At 42.9% G+C, this 24,491-nt stretch carries 15 protein-coding genes; 10 read left to right on the forward strand and 5 right to left on the reverse strand.

Annotation, left to right across the window (positions count from 1 at the left end):
- Positions 1 to 57: 57 nt before the first annotated feature.
- The 3 genes from NMK93_RS00390 to NMK93_RS00400 form a co-directional block, all read right to left on the reverse strand.
- A complete protein-coding gene (locus NMK93_RS00390) occupies positions 58 to 2,964 on the reverse strand; it encodes a triple tyrosine motif-containing protein (protein ID WP_254526701.1) in 2,907 nt (968 codons plus the stop codon).
- A gap of 152 nt (positions 2,965 to 3,116) precedes the next feature.
- A complete protein-coding gene (locus NMK93_RS00395) occupies positions 3,117 to 4,025 on the reverse strand; it encodes a hypothetical protein (protein ID WP_254526700.1) in 909 nt (302 codons plus the stop codon).
- A gap of 67 nt (positions 4,026 to 4,092) precedes the next feature.
- The gene (locus tag NMK93_RS00400) at positions 4,093 to 5,349 is read right to left on the reverse strand and encodes a family 16 glycosylhydrolase (protein WP_254526699.1); all 1,257 of its coding nucleotides are present in this window, start codon (positions 5,347 to 5,349) and stop codon (positions 4,093 to 4,095) included.
- 493 nt (positions 5,350 to 5,842) lie between these two features.
- Here NMK93_RS00400 and NMK93_RS00405 point away from each other — a divergent pair, with 493 nt between their 5' ends.
- Entirely contained in the window at positions 5,843 to 6,037 is a 195-nt protein-coding gene (locus tag NMK93_RS00405; RefSeq protein WP_254526698.1) for a hypothetical protein, read from the forward strand.
- A complete protein-coding gene (locus NMK93_RS00410; RefSeq protein ID WP_254526697.1) occupies positions 6,037 to 6,309 on the forward strand; it encodes a type II toxin-antitoxin system YafQ family toxin in 273 nt (90 codons plus the stop codon). The genes NMK93_RS00405 and NMK93_RS00410 overlap by 1 nt, the downstream gene beginning before the upstream one ends.
- A gap of 69 nt (positions 6,310 to 6,378) precedes the next feature.
- Here NMK93_RS00410 and NMK93_RS00415 read toward each other — a convergent pair whose 3' ends face one another.
- The gene (locus NMK93_RS00415; RefSeq protein WP_254526696.1) at positions 6,379 to 10,503 is read right to left on the reverse strand and encodes a hybrid sensor histidine kinase/response regulator transcription factor; all 4,125 of its coding nucleotides are present in this window, start codon (positions 10,501 to 10,503) and stop codon (positions 6,379 to 6,381) included.
- Positions 10,504 to 10,681: 178 nt separating this feature from the next.
- On the opposite strand from NMK93_RS00415, the gene NMK93_RS00420 reads away from it, so the two are divergent.
- The 8 genes from NMK93_RS00420 to NMK93_RS00455 all read left to right on the forward strand — a co-directional run bounded on the left by NMK93_RS00420 (position 10,682) and on the right by NMK93_RS00455 (position 21,519).
- Complete coding sequence (locus NMK93_RS00420) at positions 10,682 to 11,347, forward strand: PKD domain-containing protein (protein WP_254526695.1); 666 nt, start codon at positions 10,682 to 10,684, stop codon at positions 11,345 to 11,347.
- A 513-nt stretch (positions 11,348 to 11,860) separates the two neighbouring features.
- Entirely contained in the window at positions 11,861 to 13,522 is a 1,662-nt protein-coding gene (locus NMK93_RS00425; protein ID WP_254526694.1) for an FAD-binding dehydrogenase, read from the forward strand.
- A 187-nt stretch (positions 13,523 to 13,709) separates the two neighbouring features.
- On the forward strand, positions 13,710 to 14,309 hold the full coding sequence (locus NMK93_RS00430) for a TetR/AcrR family transcriptional regulator (protein ID WP_185212838.1): 600 nt from the start codon (positions 13,710 to 13,712) through the stop codon (positions 14,307 to 14,309).
- 78 nt (positions 14,310 to 14,387) lie between these two features.
- Complete coding sequence (locus tag NMK93_RS00435) at positions 14,388 to 17,141, forward strand: carboxypeptidase-like regulatory domain-containing protein (protein WP_254526693.1); 2,754 nt, start codon at positions 14,388 to 14,390, stop codon at positions 17,139 to 17,141.
- A 23-nt stretch (positions 17,142 to 17,164) separates the two neighbouring features.
- The gene (locus tag NMK93_RS00440; protein WP_185212840.1) at positions 17,165 to 18,439 is read left to right on the forward strand and encodes a parallel beta-helix domain-containing protein; all 1,275 of its coding nucleotides are present in this window, start codon (positions 17,165 to 17,167) and stop codon (positions 18,437 to 18,439) included.
- A gap of 2 nt (positions 18,440 to 18,441) precedes the next feature.
- A complete protein-coding gene (locus NMK93_RS00445; protein WP_254526692.1) occupies positions 18,442 to 19,494 on the forward strand; it encodes an SO2930 family diheme c-type cytochrome in 1,053 nt (350 codons plus the stop codon).
- A gap of 39 nt (positions 19,495 to 19,533) precedes the next feature.
- Positions 19,534 to 20,928, forward strand: a complete 1,395-nt coding sequence (locus tag NMK93_RS00450) for an aldehyde dehydrogenase family protein (RefSeq protein WP_254526691.1) — start codon at positions 19,534 to 19,536, stop codon at positions 20,926 to 20,928.
- A 135-nt stretch (positions 20,929 to 21,063) separates the two neighbouring features.
- A complete protein-coding gene (locus NMK93_RS00455) occupies positions 21,064 to 21,519 on the forward strand; it encodes a hypothetical protein (RefSeq protein ID WP_254526690.1) in 456 nt (151 codons plus the stop codon).
- A gap of 48 nt (positions 21,520 to 21,567) precedes the next feature.
- On the opposite strand, the gene NMK93_RS00460 is transcribed toward NMK93_RS00455, so the two are convergent.
- Complete coding sequence (locus NMK93_RS00460; protein ID WP_254526689.1) at positions 21,568 to 24,165, reverse strand: TonB-dependent receptor; 2,598 nt, start codon at positions 24,163 to 24,165, stop codon at positions 21,568 to 21,570.
- Positions 24,166 to 24,491 lie beyond the last annotated feature (326 nt).

Below are 24,491 nucleotides of genomic sequence, written 5' to 3' on the forward strand. Positions count from 1 at the left end.
TTTCCCTCAGTGCTGTTTGTACCTATTTTGGGGATTCAGGCAAATATTTCCCTTGTCTTAATTTGGTGTCTCAGGTTTTGCAAACTCCAATAGGTAGTTATAAAGGTTGATTTCTGGGTCTATCTTCAGTTTTTTTCTAAGCCTATACCGACTTACTTCAACAGCCTTGGCTGTAACATGCATCAACTGCGCAATTTCTTTTGAGGACAGGTTCATCCTTAGGAATGCACATAGCTGCAGCTCTTTTTGGGTCAGGTCGGGATGCTCTTTCTTCAAGCGCAAAAAGAAGTTTTCATTGGCATGATTGAAGTGAATATTGAATTTCTCCCAATCATCATTGGTTTGTTCTGCCGATCGGATGATCCGGGTCAATTGCTTGAAATTGCTCTTGAGTTCCGCATCTTTTATGCCTTCCATGGATCGGTTTATCCCTTCCTTAATCTTTCCAAGGGCCTCACCGCGCTGAATAATGTTCATGGTTAAATTGGCCAATTCCTTGTCCATATAACCTATTTCCGCCTCTAGGTTTTGATTGCGTAACTTGATGACTTCCTTTTCTTTTTTCTCGATTTCCAATTGGGTAAGCTGAAGCTCCTGCTGATGGACCCTTCTCAGTTTTTTGCGCTGCATGGCCAAAATCCAGAAAGGGAAGGAGATAAAGAATATGGCATACAGCACATACATGAAGGGATGTAGGTACCAAGGTGGAGCAACTGTAAAGGCAATTGTAGCTTCTTCAGATTCATTTCCTACTCCATTGCGGGACTTGACCTTGAAGACATAGTCTCCTGGCCCTAGATTCGTGTATTCCTTTTCTCCTTTGTTGCTCCAAGAGGACCATTTTGTCTCCAATCCATCCAACAGGTAACTGTATTCTACCTGCTCCTGCTGCTCATAATTTGTTGAACTAAATTCAAAATGAACGGTATTGAAAGCATTGGGGATTTTCCGGTCTTCAGCCGCAGTGCTACCATTACCTCCATATAGGACCTGTTCCTCTTTGGCCTGATTCGATATCTTGATCAACCGAAGCAATACATTGGGTTTGATGGCCTTCTCCAGATAACCTTTATAGTCTAGGAGAATCCCGCCCTTCTGTCCATTGATAAAGACATTCTCTAGATCATGTACATACACGGACTCAAATCCTCCCAATATCTTTCCATTCAACATCGGAAAATGATTGAGAATGAATGGATGCTGCTTACTGCTTTTTGAATAATCCAGGACGCTCAATCGTTTATTGCTGACGAACCAGATATTGCCAAACTTGTCTTCCTTCATGTACTGAATCGGCAGACCATTTAATGCCGCAAAATCTGCTGATTTTACAAATTGATCGGCCTTTTCGTCATATTCATAGATATAGTTGGGATTACAGACAATCACCTTGTTCTTGATAAAGAACAGATAGTTGTGGAGGATAGAAGACTCTGCCTCAGGCAGGGTATATGATTTTTCCTTGACGACCTCCTTGAAGTCTTTCGACAACCAAAGCTTCGACACTCCACGATAGGGGTGGGACACCCAAACGGCATTTGCATTATCATCATAATGAATGAATCGCAGCGATTCATTGGACTTGTTGATATGGCCCAACTCATTAAAATTATTGCCATCAAAGCCAATCAACCATAAACCTGCATAAGTACCCGCTATCAATCGCTCAAACGGCAGGACCCGCGTGGTGGCTTTGTGAAGCCATGTCCCGATGGATCTATAGATCGCATTCGCCTGATCGCCCTTGATCTCAAAACTTCCGTCCTCATGTGCCATCAAAAGTCTGCCATTGAATTCATTTAAAGACCACACCTGTCCATCGCTATGTGCTATCTTTTTGAAATGAGCTTGAGACATTCCAATATCCTTACCTCTATTGCCATTGAGCAAATCGGTCGCATAAAGGCCATTTGACGTTCCTATAAACAGTCGGCCCCCATAAATTAGGTGCGAATACGCGCTGACTGTTGTGTTTTGATCCGGCTGTATATACCCGACACTGCTGTTGATGGTGATATAGTCTATGCCATCATCGGTTGCTAGCCATAGATTGGAGTTTTTATCGGTAAATATAGCTCGTATATGGTTGGTCTGCAGACCGCCCTTGTAGACGTAATGTTGCATCACATCCCCAGAGGCATTGATGATAAATAATCCTCCAGAATTGGTGCCTATTGCATATCGGTCATTCTCAAGATCTTGCAGACAAGAAATGCGATAGGAATTGAGATTGGTATAGCCTTTAATAATTTTAGGGGCAAGCTGTCCATTGATATAGGTATACAGACCGTTCCGAAGGGTAGAGATGAGTAGGGTGTCTGCATTATAACTGACGATATCCGTAATCACATCAGAGGCGATGTCCGTAGATTTTAATATGGATTTCCAGATGCCATTTTCATACCGCATCAAGCCCATTTCGGCTTCATACGCATACATATCACCCTTCACCTGTCCCAAGAACTGCCAGCTGCTCTTGGCCCGGTCCACCACCATCTTATCATGACTGAGTCTAAAGATATACAGGGAGGTATGGAAGAAGATGTCATCTCCCAATATTTCCGTATGCCAAACATCAGAGAAAAACCGCTCAGATTCCTGTAGCTTCTCTTTCAGGGAATGGAAGACCAACATGCCTTTATCATCACCTTCAAAATACCCAAGTTCATCCTGTCCACCTACATATATCCGGTCATTCTTGTCAATGGCCACCGAGCGAACCACAGTGGCATTTGGAAGTGGGTGAATCCGCCAGTTTCTGCCATCAAAGGATAGTAAACCTTCATTGTTCCCAAAATACATGACCCCTTTGGAATCTTGGGCCACACACCAATTCTGCAATCCCCCCTTATAGATGCTGCTTGTATAATTGAATATCTGTGGTTTAGAAATGGTGCCCTGCGCAAAACTATCCAGTGAAATAAATAATAATATCAGAAATAGAAATCTAAAGCAATAGTTCATAAAAAAGTATTGGGGGATAACCTATAGGTTAAAATTCGCTATGTAATATTACAAAATAAATATTTAAAAAGATTGTTGCAACAAGCTATAGTACATAATGATGCATTAAAGGGCATACCGAAGGATAGATTCCCCTCTGTGTTTGATTTCCTTTAAATTTCAAGGAAGTTAAAAATTATGCCTATCCTACCTTGCCAATAACTTCTGGAAACAGCATTCAAGCGGGTATAACCTTGCGTTCCATCCGCCATAAACGCCAAATCATTTCCATCAGCTGTATGGCCGTAATGGTAGCCTAAGTCCAGGAGTAACCTTAAGTTTTGATGGACAGTCCAAATAGGTGATATCGATGCTGAAACTTGATACCCTTTTGCGGTATGTTCAAAGCTTTTTGGATGGGCAAATTGAGTCATCAGGTTCCAATTACCCTCCGCGCGATAGTTGATTTGATGATATTGAAGGTTTGTTTGGAAGGCTAGCCTTTCCATTGGCTTATAAATCATGTTGACACCTGCATATGGTCCCTTCCAATTCGTTTTATAGGAACTGTTTAACGTATTGCCTCCCTGCTCGATTCCATCATCTGACAACCAATAGTTATGCGAGGAAGTCTTATATCCAACCAATGGCTCTATATCCAAAGATTCACTTGGCTGAAAAGAATAAGCTAGATGGCCATAAAAGGAATGGTCAGAGCCTTTCTTGTTTTTTATTTGGAGTTGATAGGAGGGATTGGTTCGATTATCTCCCAAATAATCGATATCTGAAACATTGCCGCTTAGGGTCTTTCCAAAACTTCCTCCAGCTTCTACAGAAAACTTAGGAGTAAATTTAAATCGAGAAGCAATGGAAAAGTCTGCAATGACCAACTCTGTCCACTCCAGCTCTGATTTGATATTGGGGTTAGTACCCTCTAAATTTCCAGCAATGGACCAATCCATTTTTTCCAACCTTAATCCGGTTTTGCCCACAAAGATCAAACGATCTTGGCTTTGTGCACAGGTCAAAGCAGGTACAAAGTACCCTAAAATTGCAAGGAAAATGATTCTATAATGAAGCATAAATCTTGTTAACAAAAACACCAGTGATCCATTGGACCACTGGCTTTTTGGGAATTTATTATTCTAACTAATTATATGCAAAGGTTTCCCATGCTTGGGGATAATCTCGTTCGCAGGTCATTGCCTTAAGTCCATTCTCTGAGGAAACATATTTACCATTATTTCCCTTTAATGCGACCCTTCCATCAGGCATGACCTCCCAGGTGAACTTTTCCCAGTCCCCCATGTTTTCTCGGTCACAAGTCATGGGCTTAAGACCGTTTTCGGAAGAGAGATACTTATTCATGCTCCGTAGGCCAACCTTTCCATTTCCGGCGTCAACCACGGTAAATTGCTCCCATGCCTGTGCATTTGGCTTATTACAGAAAATAGGGCTTTTACCGTCCTGACCAGTTACATAAAGATTATTGCTTCCTTTCAAGCTGATTGTACGCCCGATGACAGAGCTGTTTTCCATCTTATAAACACGGACATAATCTACTTCCATTCTTCTAGGCCAGATATTTGGATCTGGATCACCTCCCCAATCTCCGCCTACCGCTAGATTCAGGATGATGTGGAAATCGTGGTTGAATGGCCAAGAACCCCAACCCGAATAGTCGTTATGTACCGTATAGTATTTATTGTTGTCGACAAAGAAGTCGATGCGGTCAGGAGACCACTCGACGGCATATACGTGATAGTTCGAGGTCGCATCGCCCACATAGGTTTTTCCGGTGCGCTGGTTGCCAATCCTGAAATAATAATCCCGGCTATGCACAGAACCATGGATATTGTTCTGGTCCTTGCCCACATGCTCCAAGATGTCAATTTCACCACAGTTTGGCCACCAGTAATTGGTCGTATTGTTCCAGCCATATTTAGTTTCATCATTTGGATAAAGCCAAAAAGCTGGCCATGTTCCCCAACCTGAAGGAATTTTAATGCGAGCTTCCATCCTGCCGTAGGTCCAGCCAGCTTTAGAGTTTAAGCGGCCTGAAGTGTACTCATGTCCATTCCCCCAATCCCTTCTCGCTTCAATGATCAGGTTTCCATTCTCAACACGCGTGTTTTCAAGCCTATTGGTATAAGCCTGTTTCTCGTTGTTTACCTGTCCTGGATTCCAAATGACGTGGCTCCATTTCTGACTGTTGGGTTGGCCAGAGTAATTGAACTCATCAGACCATACCAAGCTGTAGGTAGCTGCGCGTGCAGTTGCCTTAAATTCTTCGACTTGGTTTTCAGTGATTGTAGTCTCCTTTTCGCAGGAAACCATTCCGAGCAATGTAAAGAGGGACATAGCCCAAGTGACGCTCTGTGTCCATTTAATTTGAAAGATTCTCATAATAAATTTGGTTTATAGTTTAATTGTGATTTTCTTTATCATTGGTTATTCAAAATCCCTGGTCTATGCCGCCCGTATTCCCCAAGACGGATTAAAATTTCGAGATAGGAAAATCCATTATTAAAGTTCCAACAAAACTTTTATGCGAGAGTAAAATCATGGCCCTACATTGTCACTACAGAATGAAGGATTTTGAGATGTTTAAACGAAAATATCATACACAAATACACTACAGTTTTATGTTAATTCATTAATATTCAGAACGTTAGTTTTTGTAAAATTTTTATTACTTCAATAGGTCGCAATAGCCCTTTATTGACTGGAAAGGGGCTGTATAAATTAAAAGTGTATTTGGGAAGTGTAATTATTAATCCAAAATATTTAACCGGAGAGCATGGTACGTGTTATAGAAATTCTCCCATCTCTAGCTGTTCGATAAAGAAGAATCTTATTTTTTAGTAAATTAGTTGGAGCAATCATTAATGTGTATCAAATGGAAATTACCATAAAAATAGATAAGCGTAGCAAGCAAGCAAAGGTATTCTATGAATACCTGAAAACACTTCCATTTGTAGAGATTCAAGAATCTCGATATAATAAGGAAACAGAAAAAGCGATAAAAGAGGCTAAATCTGGTAAGACAACCAAAACGAGTCTCGATGAATTTAGAAAAAAGCTTTTTTCGTAATGTACCGGCTTGAGCTTACCAAAAAATTTAAAAAAGATATTAAAAATGCTAAGAAGCGTGGCCTAAACTTGCTACTCCTTGATGAAGTCGTCACCCAATTAGTTGAAAAAGGTTCCCTCAAGCCAAAATACAAACCTCACAAGCTGATAGGCAACTATAAAGGTTTTTGGGAGTGTCATATTCAGAACGACTGGCTTTTGATCTGGAAACAGGATGAAACTATCAAATTAATTTCATTAACAAGAACTGGATCACATAGTGATTTGTTTTAAGGCTCAATATTAAAATTCGATTCCTTAATTCATTCATTTTATGGGAATTTCCTTAATATTCTATAGATTTTACCCCTTCACACCCTTCAAATACTCTGAAGGAGTCTCCCCAAATTCTTTCTTGAACGCTGAAGTAAAATAGGAAGACGAGGAAATCCCTACCCGATACATCACCTGTGTTATCGTAGTATCCTCGCTCAGCAGGATCTGTCGAGCGCGGTCCATCCGGACCTTGCGCACATATTCAGAGATATTATTTCCAGTGATTTCCTTGATCTTTTTATAGAATTTTGACTGGCTCATGCCCATTTCCCTACTCAAAACCTCCACCTTGAGGTTGGGGTCGTCCAGATGCTTTTCTAAAATAGCCATAAGCGTATGCATGAAGACCTCTTCTCTTTTTTGCTGAACCACGGATGCCGCAGAGTGCTGGAAATCTAGAATATGTCTTTCTTTCTGGTTTTTTCCCAGCATAAAAAGATTCGCAATGGTCAACCTGAGCAATTGCATACTGAAAGGTTTGGTCAGATAGACATTCGCCCCATGTGCTAGGCCTTCCAACCGGGTAGCTGTCTCTTCCTTTGCCGTCAGCATAATTATAGGGATATGGCTGTAGGCTGGGGTATCCTTCAAGGTTTGACAGAACGCCATTCCATCCATTTTAGGCATCATCAGGTCGCTTATGATCAGGCCGGGTAGCTGATCTTCCATCATTTCCAATGCCTGTTCACCATTTTCAGCCTCCAATATTTCGTAGTCCTGCTCAAGGTTCTCTTTGACAAATGTTCGCAGTTCCCTGTCATCATCAATCAAGAGTATCCTCTCAGCATGAGGCAAATGCTTTTGAGGTTCGTTAACATTAATGCTCAAGTCTTCCTGCTTTGTGGCAAGCTGCCCTTCATACCCCTTCAGTCCTGGACTGTCTTGATATGAAATCTCATCCGAACGATATTCAGATCTCCGATAGGGAATACTCACAATGATTTCCGTACCGACATCCTTTCGGCTATATACATTGATATATCCGCGATGATGGCTCACCAAGCTCTTGACGAAAGCAAGCCCTATTCCGGAACCCATATGTTCATTTGAAATCCTGTAAAAGCGCTCAAAAAGTCCTTTGGAGGCCTCTTTGTGGATGCCGATTCCTTGGTCGGCAACTAGGATATGGCAATAATGCACATTGGGGAGGGCTTGGTTGATCTGCAATAGATGGTCCAAACCGGTCTGATGGTACTTGAGGCTGCTTAACAGTGAAAACCTGACCGTACTTTGGTCAGGAGAAAACTTAAAGGCATTGTCCAGCAGATTGAGCATGATTTTTTCAATAACTTTTCTATCGCAATAGGCGATTTTCTGTATCTGCGGTAGCTCGAGCTGCAGCTTCATGTTTCGCTGCAAAGCCAATTCCGCAAAATCCTCGGCAATGTCACTCAGCAGGACATTCATATTGCTCAGGCTTACCTGCAAGGTCCGCAAACCACTTTCAATCTTTTGGAAATCCATGACTTCATTGATCAGACCGGAAAGCCGTTCTGCATTCCTTTCCATCAGGCGATGGCTTTTTTCTAAATGCTGGTTGTTCCTTATGTTCTCCAATGCACCCATGATCAGGGTAAGAGGAGCCCTAAATTCATGGGAAATATTGGTAAAGAACTGCGATTGTACATCATGGATTTCTTCCTGCTGCAAGCTCTTGAGCTTACGGATTTCCAGGTTACGGTATAAGAGCAGGTAGAAACTGGCTATACCCAGTGCCAGGCTGACGATTATCACCTTGAACCACCAACGCTGCCAAAAAGGAGGGAGGATACTGATCTTGATACCCTTCCCCGTTTCATTCCATACGCCGTCATTGTTCGCTGCCTTGACCATAAAGATATAATCCCCCGGACTGAGGTTGGTATAAGTAACGGACCTGACATCTTTTACATAATTCCAATCCTTGTCCAAGCCCAGCATCTTATAGGCAAATTGATTTTTAGGGCTAGCAATAAAGTTCAAAGCCGTATAGGCGATAGTGAAAGTTGCTTGATCGTGGGCTAATGTGATTTCATCCGTTGCTGCTATCTGTTGGGTCAATGGAGAATGTTCCTGATGGGGTTTCTGGCTTTTATGCGAAATTTGAAAGTCTGTAAAATAAATATCTGGGGCAACAAGGTTGGTTTCGATATGACCTGGGTCCAATACATTGAATCCATTGTAACCTCCGAAAAGCAGTTCCCCAGAACTGGTCTTAAGGGCGGTATTAGGGCCGAATTCCATGCCTTGCAGGCCATCATTTAAATTGAAATGCTTGATATCCTTGGTCTGCAGATGGTAACGGAACAAGCCGTTTTTACTGCTGATCCACAGATTTCCACGATCGTCCTCCAAGATTCCCTGTATTGCTTCATCCCTCAAGGTTGATTCAGGGAACTCGGGTACCATTCGATCTGTTGCTTGGTCATACTGAAACAAACCCTCCTGACCAAACCATAACCTATTTTTGCTATCCCTATAAATTACCCTTACAGCATTGGTGGACGCAGGATAATTTGGAATCTCTGCGAAATTATATTCCTTTAGGTTTTGGGTCTTTGGATCATAGCAATGGAGGATCCCGCCATCGGCTCCTAGCCATAACCTGCCCTGCGCATCCTCCTCTATGCTGTAATAACTCTGTTCCGTGCCTATCTTCGGGTTATTATGGTTTGTCCAGTTGACCTTTTTGAAGCTGCTCTTTTGAGGGTTAAAGAGATTTAGCCCGCCATAGGAGGTGGCAACCCAAAGATTGCCCTTACTGTCTTCAAATACCCGCCAAACGTAGTTGGAACTGATGGATTGCACATTGCCATCCTCATGCATAAACCGTTTGAACTTACCCGTCTTTCGATCAAACAAGTTCAAGCCACCGCCCCAAGTACTGACCCATAAATTGCCTTCACGGTCTTTCATGATATGCAAGATTGCATTCGAACCGATGCTGTTTGCATTTGTAGGACTGTGCCTGTAATAGCGGAACCGATCAGTTTTCCTATCCCAACTGTTTAGGCCCGCCCCATCGGTCCCTATGAGGATGGTGCCGTCGCTATCCTCAAAAAATGACTTAACATCCTTATAGCTCAAGTCCCGAAATGGAATTCCATCTCCATAAAACTCAAAATTGTCCATCAAGGGATTGAAATAGTTTATCCCAGACCGATGGGTCCCTAACCAGATATTTCCCTGCCTATCCTCAAAGATTGAGGAAATGGTTTTTTGGGATACGCCATTTAGACTTCTGAGTGGATTCTCATAATGATGGAACCTGTCTTCCCTTTCTAGATATAGATTCAGACCACCGTTTTCTGTGCCGACCCACACTTGGTTTTGCTGATCCACCTCCAAACTTTTGATCACATTGCTAGAGATGCTCCTGTTGTCCAATGGATCATGGACATATTGATGTACACGCTGATTGCCGGCCTGTATTTTGAATACGCCTTGACCAGAAGTTCCGATCCAGATATTTCCATGCCGGTCTTCCTGGATGACCTGTGCTTCTTTGATCTTGGCCAATAAGGGGTAAGTCTGCTCAGCCCGGCTAATCGAGCCATTGGAGGCTTTCAGATATAGACCATGCTCCCGCGTACCAATCCATAGCCTATTTTTATTATCCACGAAAAGGACCCCAAATTGATTCTTGGGACCGTTTTTGAGGTCTGCATGTTCGGGTATATACCCCTGGAATTTATGCTCCTTTTTGGAATGAATAAACAGACCTTCATTACTGGATACCCAGAGCGTGCCTGCTTGATCTTCAACCAGCCCATGGATATTGTTACCGACCTTCGTCGAATTAAAGAAATAAGGTGTAAAGGTATCGTCCAAGGGGTTGTAAAGGTTTAAACCATTGGAACTCGAAACCCACAGCCGACCTTGTCGGTCAAGGTACAGATCATTGATGAAATTGTCGCTTAAGCTTTGTGGGTCTTTATAGTTGTTCTTATATATCCGGAATTGATATCCATCATACCGGTTTAGACCATCCTCTGTTCCAAACCAGATAAATCCATCTCTATCCTGCACGATAGCCTCAATGGCGCTACTGGAAAGCCCATCCTCAATACTCAGCTGGCTAAACTTTATCCTAGTCTTGGTTTGCGAACTAACCCTCGATACGTGAATATAACACAGACATAGGATAGAAAAAAAGGTAAGGAACTTGTACATTTTTTTCACTATGAATTAGGATGGGTCATTTAAAAATAATGAAATTAAAATTTATTTAATAATAAATGTTTTAAACAGTAGTTTAAATTTTCCGTTGTTTTTATCTCTTTTTGAGCCATTTACCCATTAAAATAAACCAGCAGTTTGTTTCCGTATCTATCGTTGATCCTGGAAGGAAATGTCAATTCAAGCAAAAAGAAAAACGCATACAGCAAAAGGTTCCAGCCTGAAATCACTCAATTTGGATATTCAATATGGATCCAAAGAATTTGATAACCATTATAAGAAAACAATGAAAAGTGTGAACATTTTTGTGCTGAACGCCTGCTTTATTAATACCTGTCCATTATTCCTTCATTCGTGTAACAACACAGAGGAGGATGTGGAAGAAGTAAAAGCACCGAAGGCTAATTTTTCATGTGAAGTAGATAAGGAAGCGAAGTTTTCGGTCCATTTCAAGAATGAATCCCAAAATTATAGCTACTTATCGTGGGACTTTGGCGACAAAACCGGAAAATCAAGTGAGGGAAACCCAACCTATACCTACAAAACTGTTGGAATCTATAAAGTAACGCTTACCAGTACCAATGCCGAAGGAGAAACCGACAAAAAAACCATCGATGTCAAAAACTCCTCCGGCACTACCAACGGCAGTGTATCTGGCCACCCTGTACCTATTGCTGATATAGGTACAGAGAGGAAACAGATATTCTATGATGATTTTACCAAGGATGCTGAAATAGGAACTTGGGGAGAAGCCACTGATCCAGAAAAATCGTTTACGTTGGCGAACAAGGCAAGCAATGTCGATTGGGATGCCGTTTATAGTTATAATGCTAGTTAATTAATTAAGTTTCATCAATGCTCGCAGGAAAGCCTGGCTGTTTTTGAATAGTCGGGCTTTTGCTTTTTTTGGCTGATTTTTGCCCTGCAAATGACCAGATTTTTAGCATTGATTTTCCTGCGTTTATAGGGGTTTTATTCGAGACTCATTCGAGACACATTCGGGAAATGCTCAGGTTTGCTAGCAGAATGAGTCTGGCCAGTTCGGGCGTGCTGAGATGATTCCCGAATATGGGTAAAACAAGGTCCAAGTGGAAAGATCCAAGACCAGCATGTTTTAATAAATAGGCTGGGAATGCAGATTGGTTTTTTAGTTCTTCATTATTAGCATCTTATGTCTGCTGGAACCTTATGTTCTCCGTGGAACATCTTGTGTAAACCTGTAGCAGTTGGTCTGAATATTAGAAAAGGGATTAAAAGTTGCGATCGACTTATGCTCAGGAGCAAAGAAATTAGCGGTTTAGCCTTTTTATTTCTAAGCATATTTTTTCCTATCTTTCTTAAAAAATCAATTATGAGCCAATCCACTACCCTAATCATTGGAACTGGCCTTTCGGGTTTAGTTGCGGCCTATGAGATCACTAAAGCCGGCAAAAAGGTCATTATGTTGGATCAAGAGAACAGGAATAACTTGGGCGGTCAAGCTTTTTGGTCTTTCGGTGGTCTGTTTTTTATCGATTCGCCGGAACAAAGAAGGCTATCGGTAAAGGATTCCTTTGCATTGGCAAGGCAGGACTGGATGGGGAGTGCAGCATTTGATAGGCCGGAGGACCATTGGCCAAGGCAATGGGCAGAGGCTTACCTGAAATTTGCCCATCAGGAAAAGTATGCCTATGTCAAGGGCTTGGGGATGCGGTTCTTCCCGATTGTGGGCTGGGCTGAAAGAGGAGATGGTCGGTCACAGGGACATGGGAATTCGGTTCCTCGATTCCATATCACCTGGGGAACAGGTCCTGGAGTAGTGAAGCCTTTTGCGGAACATGCCCTAGAAATGGAGAAGAAAGGTTTATTGGAGTTTAAGTTTAGGCATCAGGTAAACAGAATGGAGGTGGTTTCTGATGATACGATCAAGCTGTTCGGCAATCAATTGCAGGAGGATGATGCAGAAAGAGGGAAGGCAAGCAATAGAGAGGTTATCGGCTCCTTTGAGTTTGAGGTAAACAGGGTGGTTATTGCCAGTGGTGGAATCGGGGCGAATCTGGAGATGGTGAAGAAGCAATGGCCAGAGAGGTTGGGCACCGCTCCGGAAAGGATGGTCTGTGGCGTGCCGGCCTATGTGGATGGCAAGATGTTGCAAGCAGCAGAAGAAGCCAACGTACGATTGATCAACAAGGACCGGATGTGGCATTATACGGAAGGTCTGGAAAACTGGGCGCCCATCTGGCCTAATCATGGTATCCGTATCCTTCCGGGGCCTTCATCGATTTGGTTGGATGCCTATGGAAGCCGATTGCCGGCGCCATATTATCCGGGATTCGATACACTGGGAACACTTAAACATATACAAGGAACAGGGAAAAGCTATTCCTGGTTTATATTGAACCAAAGTATTATCAAAAAGGAATTTGCACTTTCAGGATCGGAACAAAACCCAGACCTGACCAATAAAGACTATAAACTGATCGTGAAGAGGCTCTTTGGGAAAAAAGCGACCGCGCCCGTGGAAGCATTTAAGGAGCATGGGAAGGATTTTATTGTATCAGATTCCATCGAAGACCTTGTGGAGCGCATGAACAAGCTCAGTGGTGAAAACCTCTTGAAGCTGGAAGATGTGCGTGCTATCGTGGAAGCGCGGGATTTGGAATTGGACAATAAGTTCAGCAAGGATTTTCAGGTCAGCTACCTACAGAATACCCGACGTTACTTTGGCGACAGGATCGCGCGAACGGCAAAACCCCATAAGATATTAGATCCCCATCATTACCCTTTGATTGCCGTACGGTTGAACATCCTGACCCGAAAAACCCTTGGTGGGATAGAAACCAACCTAAATGGTCAGGCCTTTCATCATTCTGGAACCTGCATTCCAAACCTATTTGCGGTAGGAGAAGCCGCTGGATTTGGTGGTGGTGGGATGCATGGTTACAATTCCCTGGAAGGTACATTTTTGGGCGGTTGTATTTTCACGGGAAAGATGGTTGGGCACTACATTGCTAACTTGCCTCAGGATAGGTAAACAGAAAACTTCCTCAACAATAGTTTCTAAATATCAAGCGGAAGCCTTGATAATCAGTGGATTTTTGAGCATTTTTAAAAACAATAATCGAAATTTTGTTTAAAAACGGATGTGTTCAACCAGTTTTTCAAATATTTTAACAAATTGTTTGAAAAATGAAAAACTATTATTTAACTTTAGTCAAGCGATGAATAAAAGAGAACAGGTAAAGAGTCGGATCGAACAGGCCGCGATGGAATGTTTTGAGCGCTATGGTTTAGATAAAACCACTTTAGAAGATATTGCGAAGGCCGTTGGGCTGAATAAAACATCGTTGTATTATTATTACAAAAAGAAGGAGGACATATTTATCGAGGTTGCCCTGCGCGAAGGAGAAAAATATATCCAAACTCTACAAGAAGCTACAGCAGAGAAGACCGAGATCGAGGATTGTGTGGCCTTTTATCTGGAGTCAAGGTTCAATTACTACACCCAGGTGTTGAATATGAACCGCGTTTCGGTTGAGACCTTGCACAAACTTCTGCCTAGATTTTTTGAACTGTATGATGCCCTGATGCATCGTGAAAAGGAATTCTTGACGGCCCTTTTGGAAAAGGCCATCCAAGAGAAGAAGATCAGGATGAAAGATCCAAAGGAAGTGGCTTCCGTACTGATCAATTTCACCGATGCGCTGAAGCATAATGTTGAGCAACAAGCTATTCTCAAGAGAGAAACCAATATAGACTATACTCAGAGCCTTAAAGACATAAAGACCCTCGTGACTTTAATATTTGAAGGAATAAAATAGACTAAGCAGATCCCCAAGGTAATTGAGTTTATGGAGCTTGTTTGTAATTGTAACGAATTATAAACTAACCAAATAACCATGAGAAAAATTGCCTACATAATTTTGGTGATTTGCTTTCTTGCACCTTTTGCCGCAATTTCCCAACAGATTGTCCAAGGTGTTGTCAAAAACCAGATTACCCAAGAGCCCGCAACGGCTATTTCTATTCGCGTCAAAGATGATCGTGCAGGAACCTTTACTGACGATAAAGGCCACTTTCAACTGCGGTTGAACAAAGGCTTTCCACTGACCCTATTGATTTCCTCCATAGGCTATGAAAAGCAGGAAGTGCTGGTCGAAAACAATCAAAGCCCTATTTTGATCGACCTCGTCCCAACTTCCACCTTAGCGCAGGAGGTGGTGGTTTCCGCAAGCCGTTCCGTACAGACCAAATTGTCTTCTCCGGTAACCATTGAGCAGATCAGTACCAAAGATGTGCAGAACTCGCCACAGATCAACTATATGGATATGGTGCAGGGCCTACGTGGGGTAGATGTTACGGTGTCCAGCTTGGGTTTTACCTCGGTTACGACCAGGGGTTTCAATACCAGTGGTAATACCAACTTTACCCAGATTGTAGACGGAATGGACAACCAGGCTCCGGGACTGAACTTCCCATTGGGATCGGTTATCGGGCTTACGCAACTGGATGTAGACAATATTGAATTATTATCAGGAGCTTCTTCGGCGCTCTATGGTTCCAGGGGATTGAACGGAACCATGGTAATGACCGGAAAAGATCCGTTTAAGTATAAAGGGTTAAGCGTTTTGGTGACACAAGGGGTAAACCATGTCAATAGCAAAAAGAACAATGACCCCGTATCGGCATCGCCGGTTTACGATTGGGTCATCCGATATGCCAATACCGTAAACGATAAATTTGCCTTTAAGATCAATGCTCAGTATTCGAAAGCAAATGATTGGGTAGCCAATGATATGCAGAACAAGAATGGGCCAGGAGGCCCAGATGTAGATCCGAATTACAATGGTATCAATATGTATGGAAGTGCAACAAATACGGATATCAATCCTTTCCTATATGCTGCCATGATGGGTAATCCGGCTTTGACGCCATTGATCGAGCCCATGTTGGCAAAACCAAACTATGTGGCTAGGACAGGGTACCCAGAATGGGGCTACTTGGACAATAATGCCAACATGTTTAAGGTGAACACTGAACTTCGATATAAGATAAATTCCGATTTGGAAGCCATCGCATCGGGGACCTTTGGTACAGGGAACATCGTCTATACCAATGATACCCGATATCAGATCAATGATTTCAAGGTGGCGCAGTACAGACTGGAGCTGAAGAGTGAAGATTGGTTCGTTAGGGCCTATACAACCCGTGAAAATTCTGGAAATACGCTGATTGCGGGACCGACATCGCAGTTGATCAATGAGGGTTGGAAAGTAAGTTATGATGGCAATGTAGGTGGATGGTACCCTGAATATACCGAAGCCTTGGTGACAGCATTGGCAACGGGATCGGATATGCAAGCGGCCCATATTGCCGCTAGGCAATTCGCTGATCAAGGAAGATTGGTAGAAGGCTCTGAAGGATTTAATGCACTGAAAAAACAGATTTCCCAAACGCCTATCTCGGAGGGGGGAACACTCTTCTTGGATCGCTCAAAACTGTATAACGCTGAATTCCAGTATAACTTCAGGAAGCTGATTCCATTTATGGATGTCATTGCTGGTGTAAACTGGAGACTGTACAGCCTGAACTCCAAAAACACGCTTTTCCCTGATTTGGACAAGCCGATCAACGTGAAAGAATATAGTGGCTATCTATCTCTTGGAAAACGTCTGGTCGACGATCGCTTGACCCTGAATACGTCCTTCCGATTGGATAAGAATACCCTATTCGGCAAGCCAAAATTGACCTCGAGAGCGTCGGCGGTCTTCCAGACAGCTTATCAGAATTACCTGAGGTTCTCTTATCAGAATGCCTATAGTTTCCCTTCTAATATCCAGGCTTTGCAGAATACCATGAATGGTTATAACAGTTACTCTTCGGGTGGTTCGAACCTGTTGTTGAACGATCATTATCACTTCAACGAATTCCCGCCATATACTTTGGCAAGTGTCCAGGAATTCCAGCAAACCAATGATCCTACTGTGCTAAAGAAATTTGAGTACGATGATATTAAACCCCAAACGGTCAATTCATTCGAGGTAGGCTATGCAGCATTGATTGCGAAGCGCGTCATGTTTGATGTATTAGGCTATTTCTCTACCTGGGAAAACTTTATTGGCTACGCGAATGTGGCGAATAGCCCGGGTACCGATGATGTAAATGCGTTTAAGGACCAAAGCAAATATGTGACCTACAATATGGCTTTCAATGGTGGTGAAACGGTAAATACCTATGGTTATGCAGCCAGCGTGAGCGTGGATCTAGGCAAGAACTTTTTGACGAAGGTGAATTACTTCTCAGACTTCCTGAAGAATAAGAACAATAGCCAGATCAATAATTTCAATACGCCAAACTACCATGTGAACATGGAATTTGGAAATAGTGGTTTCGGAAAGAAACAAGTTTGGTCATTTAATACTACCTTAAGGTATAAACCAGGTTTTCATTATGCAGCAGCAGGCGGATTGGGCGAAGGCCAAATTCCATCTTCGACTGTAATCGATGCGCAGATCAGTTATAAGATCCTGAAAGCACGTTCGGGAATCCGCATCGGAGGAACCAATATTACCAACAAATACTATACTACAGGTATTGCTAACCCGAGGATCGGAGCGATGTATTACGTTAGCTATGCCTATAATATTTTTTAAGATTAACCAAAAAAACAAATCACATGAAAAGCATTTCAATAGTTGCAATCTTCTGTTTGGCCCTGTTGGTCGGCTGTAAAAATTCGGCCGATAAGACCAGTGGTTATGGAACGCAATTGAGTTTCGGCCCTGGGGAGGAAGAAAAGATCGAGGAAGCATTCCTCTCGCTAAAAGACAGTACGGAGATTTTCCTGAAAGAGGGAAACTATAACTTCCAGAACTTGAGCATTGCTCAAGTAAACCATATCCTGATCCGCGGTGCAGGACCGACGAAAACGAAGTTGAACTTTAAGGACCAGAAGCAAGGGGGTGAAGGTATCCGCGTTACAGATGTGACCAACTTCAAGATACAGGGTATGGAAATCAGGGATTCTAAAGGGGACCTCCTGAAAATAAACAATGGTAAGGATATCGTGGTTTCCGAGCTGCATGCGATCTGGAGTACTGCCGATTCGACCAGTGGAGGTTATGGTATCTATCCGGTTCTCTGTAGCAATGTACTGATTGAAAACTGCTATGCAGAAGGCGCTTCGGATGCGGGAATCTATGTAGGGCAGACCAAGGGTGCTATCGTAAGGAACAGCAAGGCGGCCAAAAATGTGGCCGGTTGCGAAATCGAGAACTCGACGGATGCAGAAGTCTATGATAATGAATTCTACGATAATACCGCTGGATTCTTGGTGTTCGACCTTCCTGATCTGTCCCAGCGTGGCGGCAGGATCAAGGCTTACAACAACAATATCCATGATAATAATTTCAGGAACTTTGCAAAAGCTGGAAGCTTCGGTACTTCCTGGGGAGTGGGAAATGCCTCACCGGGTAGCGGAGTCATTATTTTGGCCACTTCGGATGTTGAGATCTTTGATAACAAGATTACCAATAATAATAGCTCAGCCGTAACCATCGCTTCTGGATTTACCGTAGACGATAAGGCGGCAGAGAAAATCAATGATAAATACTCGCCGATCCCGACAAATATCAAGATCTATGGCAATACGATAACCATGGGGAATGAATTTCCCAAACCGGCCTATGAGCATAGGGTAGGGCAATTGATCATTGCCACTGAACAGCAAATGAATGGAATCGATCCTAACAGAAAGAACAAGAGGATCCCTGCGATTCTATATGATGGGGTGACCAGCAATATCATGACCCAAGGAACAACGCCAAATCCTGATCAGGTCTGTATCAACCAACCTGGGGAAAATATGTTTGTGAATGCTGATTTCGCCAATGTTAAAGATCCGGCGAAATGGAAGCCAAACAGCAATGTTCAACCATTTGAATGTAAGTAGACATGTCTAACTTGATAAAGATATCTAGTTGTTTCTTGCTCTTGGTTTTCATGGTTCAAGCATGTCAAAACCAAGGTAAGAAACAGCAAAATACCCCTACTGAATTCCAGTTTAAGGAGAAACTATCTGATTATGGTTTCTTCAAAGGAAAGCTTTCGGAATTGAATCCTAATCCTGGATTGATTTCTTATGACCTGAGCAGTGCGTTATTTTCAGATTATGCTATCAAAGATCGATTTATCGTTTTGCCGGAAGGTAGCAAGATGAAGTATGTGGACAATGAAGAATTGGAGTTTCCGGATTCGACCATCATCATCAAGAATTTTGCCTATCGAAACAGCGATGATGAGAAGATCATGATTGAAACCAGGCTGTTAGTAAAGGACCCCGCCGACCATAATTGGAAGGTGATGAACTATCTGTGGGATGAGAAACAGGATGATGCGGTGAAATTTATCCGTGGTGTGGTCTTGCCTATCAGCCTGAAAGATGATGAGGGGAAATTGCACAAGACCAATTATATGGTGCCTAATACCAATGATTGTAAGCGCTGTCACATCAAGGATTCAAAATTATTACCAATTGGTCCAAAAGCAAGGAACATGAATTATACCCGAGCTGGTCAGACCGAAAATCAACTGGTCTGGTTAGCGAAGGCGGGTCATCTGGAAAATTTACCGGACCTGAAAGAGGTTGAAGCTTTGCCGAATTGGTTAGATAAAGCGAATTTCAGCCGTGAGCAGCGCGCTAGGGCATATCTGGACATTAACTGCAGCCACTGTCACCGTAGAGGTGGGGATGCTTTCAATACAGGATTGTTCCTGGAATATACCGAAACGGATACAGTACGATTGGGCTATCATAAGGGGCCGGTTTCAGCAGGTTCTGGAGCTGGGGGCTTGGATTTTGACCTCGTGCCCGGTTCTCCCGATAAGTCCATCTTGTATTACAGGATGAACAGCACGGAACCCGGAACGGCCATGCCTGAGCTTGCGCGATCGATGATACATACAGAGGGGGTGGAATTAATAAAAGATTGGATAAAGCATTTGTAATCAAGAACTATAAAAAAAACAGCATAAAGAATTAGAATAATGAATGATTCAATTCTACAATTGTTTGATGTTCAGCAAGAACATCAACAGGAGCTTCGTATGAGTTCTGCTAAGGTGCGCATCGCTAAGCTGCGGCGGTTGAAGGCTAATATTTTAAAGTTTGAGAACCGCATTTTTGAGGCTTTGGATGCAGACCTGCGGAAGAATGCATATGAGTCTGCTTTGACTGAGGTGTATTTTATCTATAGTGAGATTGATTTTGCGATCAAGCGACTTCCTTCCTGGATGAGAAAGAAGCGGAAACCCCATACCTTGACCAGTTTTTTGTCGAAAAACTGGATTCAGTATGAATCCTTGGGCACCTCTTTGATTATCTCCCCTTGGAATTACCCCTTTCAGCTGAGTATGAGTCCGTTGGTTTCTGCAATTGCTGCAGGCTGTTCGGTGATATTGAAGCCATCGGAATATAGTCCGAGGACTTCTGAAGTTATCCGGGACCTCATCAACGAAACCTTCCCGGAAAAGGAGGTGAAATGTGTATTGGGAGAAAAAGAACTGGCAACGGAATTACTTAAACTGCCATTCAACAAGATATTTTTTACGGGCAATCCAGAGGTAGGTAAGATTGTCATGAAAGCAGGGGCGGAGCATCTTTCGAGCGTCACGCTGGAGTTAGGTGGTAAATCGCCGGTCATCATTGCGGAGGATCATGACCTCAAGGCGGCCGCCCTTAAAATTGCCTGGGGCAAGTTGATCAATGCCGGGCAAACCTGCATCGCGCCAGACTACCTCTATATTCCCAAAGGGGCCATCGAAGCTTTCAACCAAGCATTCCAGGAAGCCTGTCGGGAATTGTTCTATTCAGATGGTACCCTCGATTACAAGCGTTATGCAAAGATCATCAACAGCAGGCACCAACAACGGATTGAAAGGCTCCTCGACGATGCATTGATGCGGGATGCTAAGGTATTATGGCAAGCTGAAGGCGAAGACCATCAGTCAATTTCGCCAGTCTTGCTCACAGATGTAGCCCAGGGAAGTAAGATCATGGAGGAGGAGATATTTGGTCCAATCCTACCTGTTATTCCATATAATGATATTCAGGAAGTGCTAGACCACATCAACTCCAATCCTAAACCATTGGCGATGTATATTTTCTCTGATAGCAATTCTTTTACCGATACCTTGCTGAAACACTGCAGTTCTGGGTCTGTCTGTATCAATGATGTGCTGATCCAGGTCTCAAATCCTAATCTGCCTTTTGGTGGGGTAAACCACAGTGGTATAGGAAGCTGTCATGGATTCTATGGTTTTAAGGCCTTTTCACATGAAAGAGCCATTATGAAGCAAACGAAATTCTCATTTTCTAAAATGATCTATCCACCATATCAAGGTAAAGAGGCCGTATTCAAACTGTTGAAAAGATGGATGTAAAAGAGCTTGATCGTTAGTTAGTAGGTTTAATTGATTGAGGGAGTCTCCAAGCATTATTGGAGGCTTCTTTCTTTATTATAAAACCTTGGAATAGTTTCTGTTGTTCTATTCGATGAATCTATAATACGACATCAAATGAAATCTATATTATTTATTGTGCCAATAGCGCTATTTCTAGCAAGCTGCAATAACCCAAAGCAAGAAGCAAATAATGATAGTCCGGCAGTTGATAGCGTTCAAGCTGTTCCTGAATCTTCAGATACTACCCAAACAGATATACCTGAGAAGGCCATAGAGCTTAAGTCCAGTTGGGATTCCATCAGTCTTCATAAAATGTCTAAAATATCTGATACCATCAGTTTTGATAGTAAAGATTTTAAACAGATCGATGCGGAATTGCACAGCGACAAGCCCGGGAATATCCGTTTTAATCTGATTGTCCTACCGGATAACAATACCGATGGTCCATTTGGGAAGGATGTTCAGTATAACTTGGATAAAAAGGGGACCTATAAATTGGTCATCGGAGAAAGCCTGATGCAGGGAGACCCTTTTGATGGTCATTATACCATAAGGTTCAAGGGGCAGTAAAAAAGAACCTAGCCTTTTGGGGTAGGCTAGGTCCAAACGATAACCTATTTATTTAGAGAAACTTTTCAGATTGTACCTTATGGTTAGGCCGTAGGTTCTGGGGTCTGCAATGATACCGGCATATTGCCCGTAACTACCAGGTGCGGCAAGCAATTGTTCGTAATAATTTTTGTCCGTAAGGTTGCGGCTCCAGATGGACAGGGAGATTCCATTCTCCGCTTTGAATCCCAATCGGGCGTTTAATAACGCATATCCATCTATGTTCAAATATTGGGAAGGGGAAGGACTCGATGAGAATTCAGATCTATAGAAGAGGTCAGATCCTAAGAAGAATGAGCCTTCCAGACCAATCAAACTTCCTTTTTGGCTCAGTTCAGCGCCTAGGGAAGTCGACCATTTCGAAATGCCTGGCAATCTTCCTCCGGAAATGTCCTTAAAAGCTTCAGGCCCTCCTACTTCCTCCAGTGGAACCGGGGCATTTGTGAATTTCACATATTTCCCATCTGTATAGGCCGCAGCGGCATTGATCCTGAGGTAATTCCCTACACGCAGGCTTCCGTCCAGTTCTATCCCTTTCACACTCACCTTTTCCGCATTGGCTAGATAACCTCGGTTTACGCCAGGTTCTGGCGTCTGCACCAGTGTTTGGTAATCCTTGATGTCAGTTTGATAAAGGGTCAGGTTAAGGATGGAATTTCTGCTGGGGCTTGATTTCAATCCTATTTCTTTATGGTTGACAGCTTCCGGCTTTACCCTTGCGAGGTCAAGCAATACTTCGCCTTTGGCAGTAGGTAATCCACCAACATTGATCCCTACAGGCTTGTAGCTTATGGCATAGGTTGCGAAGGCATTCAGGTTTCGGTTCCACTTGTATTGTACCGATAGCTGACCTGATAGATTGCCGGCAGAAGCATCGGTAACAAAAGACTGGTTGGTATATACAGTGTTTTTGAGGGCTATTAATGCTGGGTCTTCAGTCTGTAGGCCTCCATAGGTCTTTCGATCGTAATTGGCCTCCTTCTTATCGTGGTTATAGCGTAGGCCCGGAAGGAGATGGAGCTTTTCCGTGATAGCCCAGTCTAATTGTGAATAAGCGGCCAAGCTTGTTGTTTTGATGCCGTATTTGGTCTTGATTCCAAAGTTGTCAAACAATCCCGGAGTACTCCACAGGTCGCTGTTGCTGTTCTGGGCAAATCGCCAGAGCGCAGATCCAGCCTCTTCGGTATGGACCGGGTCTGTCCTCAGATCTTGATATAATCCGAATAGCCCAACCACCATATCGATGTTTTCCCTTATTTTTCCTGAATAACGAAACTCTTGGGAGTATTGATCGTGGGCCGAATTACCGGCAGAGATGGTAAACACAGGTAGACCAATATAATCCCTGTCATTCAATGGGACCCATTTCCAATAGCGCCAAGCTGTCGTAGATGTTAGGGTTCCATTCCCTATTTTAATATCAGCATTCAAGGATATACCGCCCAGTTCATTGTCAGCTTTTGACTGCGTGTTTAGATCAACCTTTCTTTCAAAGGCGTTTTGATAGGGTTGTTCATACCCTAAATCTTTGATAATAGCATTGAATTGGCGATAATCTGCGCGCTGTGTTTCAACCACTCCCGCTATGCCCCAGCCATAACCATCAGGCTTTTGAATGCTCTTGTCGGCTGCAAGACTGATGTTGACTCTATCATTCGGCTTATAGAGCAATTGTGCCCTGAGGCCTAAGTTATTCATGTTATTGATCGCTCGATTGGTATGGACATTATATAGGGTGCCGTTTCTTTGGGTTCCTGAGAAGGAAATTCGGGCAGCTAATTTATTGCTGATCGGACCTGTCAGGGATGCCTTGCCTTGCAGGAAACCATAATTTCCATAACTCAATTCAAAGTTCGCTGCCGGAGTGAATTCTGCGGGTTTTGATGTTACATTAAAAGCTCCTGACGTGCTGTTCATCCCGAAAAGGGTGCCTTGCGGCCCACGTAATACCTCTACCTGTTCTATATCGATAAAATCCAACCAAGTTGCCGCAGGTCTAGCCAGATAAACACCATCTAAATAGAATCCAACACCGGGATCAATGCCGTCATTGGTCAAGCCATAGGTAGAACCCAGACCTCGAATATTGAGTGTTGTATTTCTGGCGTTGGAAGCATAAAGCTGGACGGTGGGGGCAAGTTCCTTGATCCTATTGACGTTGAATGCCGAGGCATCATCTATGGTTGCTGCATTTATGGTCGTTATCGGAATCGGGATATCCTGAATCTGTTCCTTCCGTCTCCTGGAGGTCACCACAATCTGGTCCAGTTTTTCCAGGCTCGGTTTTAGAAGGATTGTCGCAGGAGATTGGTTGACTGATATCCGTTTCTTTTGATAGCCTAACCTTGATATGATAAGCTTAAAAGGCAGTTTTTGCCCAGTAACAAAGTGGAATTCACCATTTTCATCCGTTTTCACTTGGTGAGTTACACCGTCCAACTGTAACGTCACATCAGGAATAGGTTCTCCACTGATGGAGTCCAAAACGGTACCTCTTAGGGTGGCATTGATGATCGCTTGGGGTATTTCTTGTGCTATGCTGCCGTTGTTGCTTACAAAAAAGGCAATAGCAAGGCTTAGAAAGCTAAAAGTTTTCTTAAAATTCATGAAATAAGTATTAGGGTTGAAAGTTACTCCCGGTCAACAGGAGCCTTAAAAGAATGGATTAGCGGAAATGTTTTTCAATTCCCGCTTTAATCCTATTGGGGGAAGATAATTTCGCTGCACATTCGTTCAGGTTCAATGCTGAACTTACCTTGCTTATTGTTGCTGTTGTTTTTTGTTAAGGTTTTGAGGGTTGATTTCTTGCTCTTCATTATGACTGTCGTTTGTTTTACAAAACAAATGTAAAGAGTATATTTAAATAAAGTCTACTAATATTGTAGACTTTATTTAAAATAGTTAATAACCTTTTGATTATTAGCTAAATAAAA

The organism is Sphingobacterium sp. LZ7M1 (assembly GCF_024296865.1).
Classification (GTDB): Bacteria; Bacteroidota; Bacteroidia; order Sphingobacteriales; family Sphingobacteriaceae; genus Sphingobacterium.

What these genes read in the sequence shown, in the direction of transcription:
- NMK93_RS00420 (WP_254526695.1), top strand. Translation starts at nt 10,682, where the DNA reads ATGTCAATTCAAGCAAAAAGAAAAACGCATACAGCAAAAGGTTCCAGC.
- NMK93_RS00415 (WP_254526696.1), bottom strand. Translation starts at nt 10,503, where the DNA reads ATGTACAAGTTCCTTACCTTTTTTTCTATCCTATGTCTGTGTTATATT.
- NMK93_RS00410 (WP_254526697.1), top strand. Translation starts at nt 6,037, where the DNA reads ATGTACCGGCTTGAGCTTACCAAAAAATTTAAAAAAGATATTAAAAAT.
- NMK93_RS00430 (WP_185212838.1), top strand. Translation starts at nt 13,710, where the DNA reads ATGAATAAAAGAGAACAGGTAAAGAGTCGGATCGAACAGGCCGCGATG.
- NMK93_RS00390 (WP_254526701.1), bottom strand. Translation starts at nt 2,964, where the DNA reads ATGAACTATTGCTTTAGATTTCTATTTCTGATATTATTATTTATTTCA.
- NMK93_RS00395 (WP_254526700.1), bottom strand. Translation starts at nt 4,025, where the DNA reads ATGCTTCATTATAGAATCATTTTCCTTGCAATTTTAGGGTACTTTGTA.
- NMK93_RS00405 (WP_254526698.1), top strand. Translation starts at nt 5,843, where the DNA reads ATGGAAATTACCATAAAAATAGATAAGCGTAGCAAGCAAGCAAAGGTA.
- NMK93_RS00440 (WP_185212840.1), top strand. Translation starts at nt 17,165, where the DNA reads ATGAAAAGCATTTCAATAGTTGCAATCTTCTGTTTGGCCCTGTTGGTC.
- NMK93_RS00445 (WP_254526692.1), top strand. Translation starts at nt 18,442, where the DNA reads ATGTCTAACTTGATAAAGATATCTAGTTGTTTCTTGCTCTTGGTTTTC.
- NMK93_RS00460 (WP_254526689.1), bottom strand. Translation starts at nt 24,165, where the DNA reads ATGAATTTTAAGAAAACTTTTAGCTTTCTAAGCCTTGCTATTGCCTTT.
- NMK93_RS00435 (WP_254526693.1), top strand. Translation starts at nt 14,388, where the DNA reads ATGAGAAAAATTGCCTACATAATTTTGGTGATTTGCTTTCTTGCACCT.
- NMK93_RS00425 (WP_254526694.1), top strand. Translation starts at nt 11,861, where the DNA reads ATGAGCCAATCCACTACCCTAATCATTGGAACTGGCCTTTCGGGTTTA.
- NMK93_RS00400 (WP_254526699.1), bottom strand. Translation starts at nt 5,349, where the DNA reads ATGAGAATCTTTCAAATTAAATGGACACAGAGCGTCACTTGGGCTATG.
- NMK93_RS00450 (WP_254526691.1), top strand. Translation starts at nt 19,534, where the DNA reads ATGAATGATTCAATTCTACAATTGTTTGATGTTCAGCAAGAACATCAA.
- NMK93_RS00455 (WP_254526690.1), top strand. Translation starts at nt 21,064, where the DNA reads ATGAAATCTATATTATTTATTGTGCCAATAGCGCTATTTCTAGCAAGC.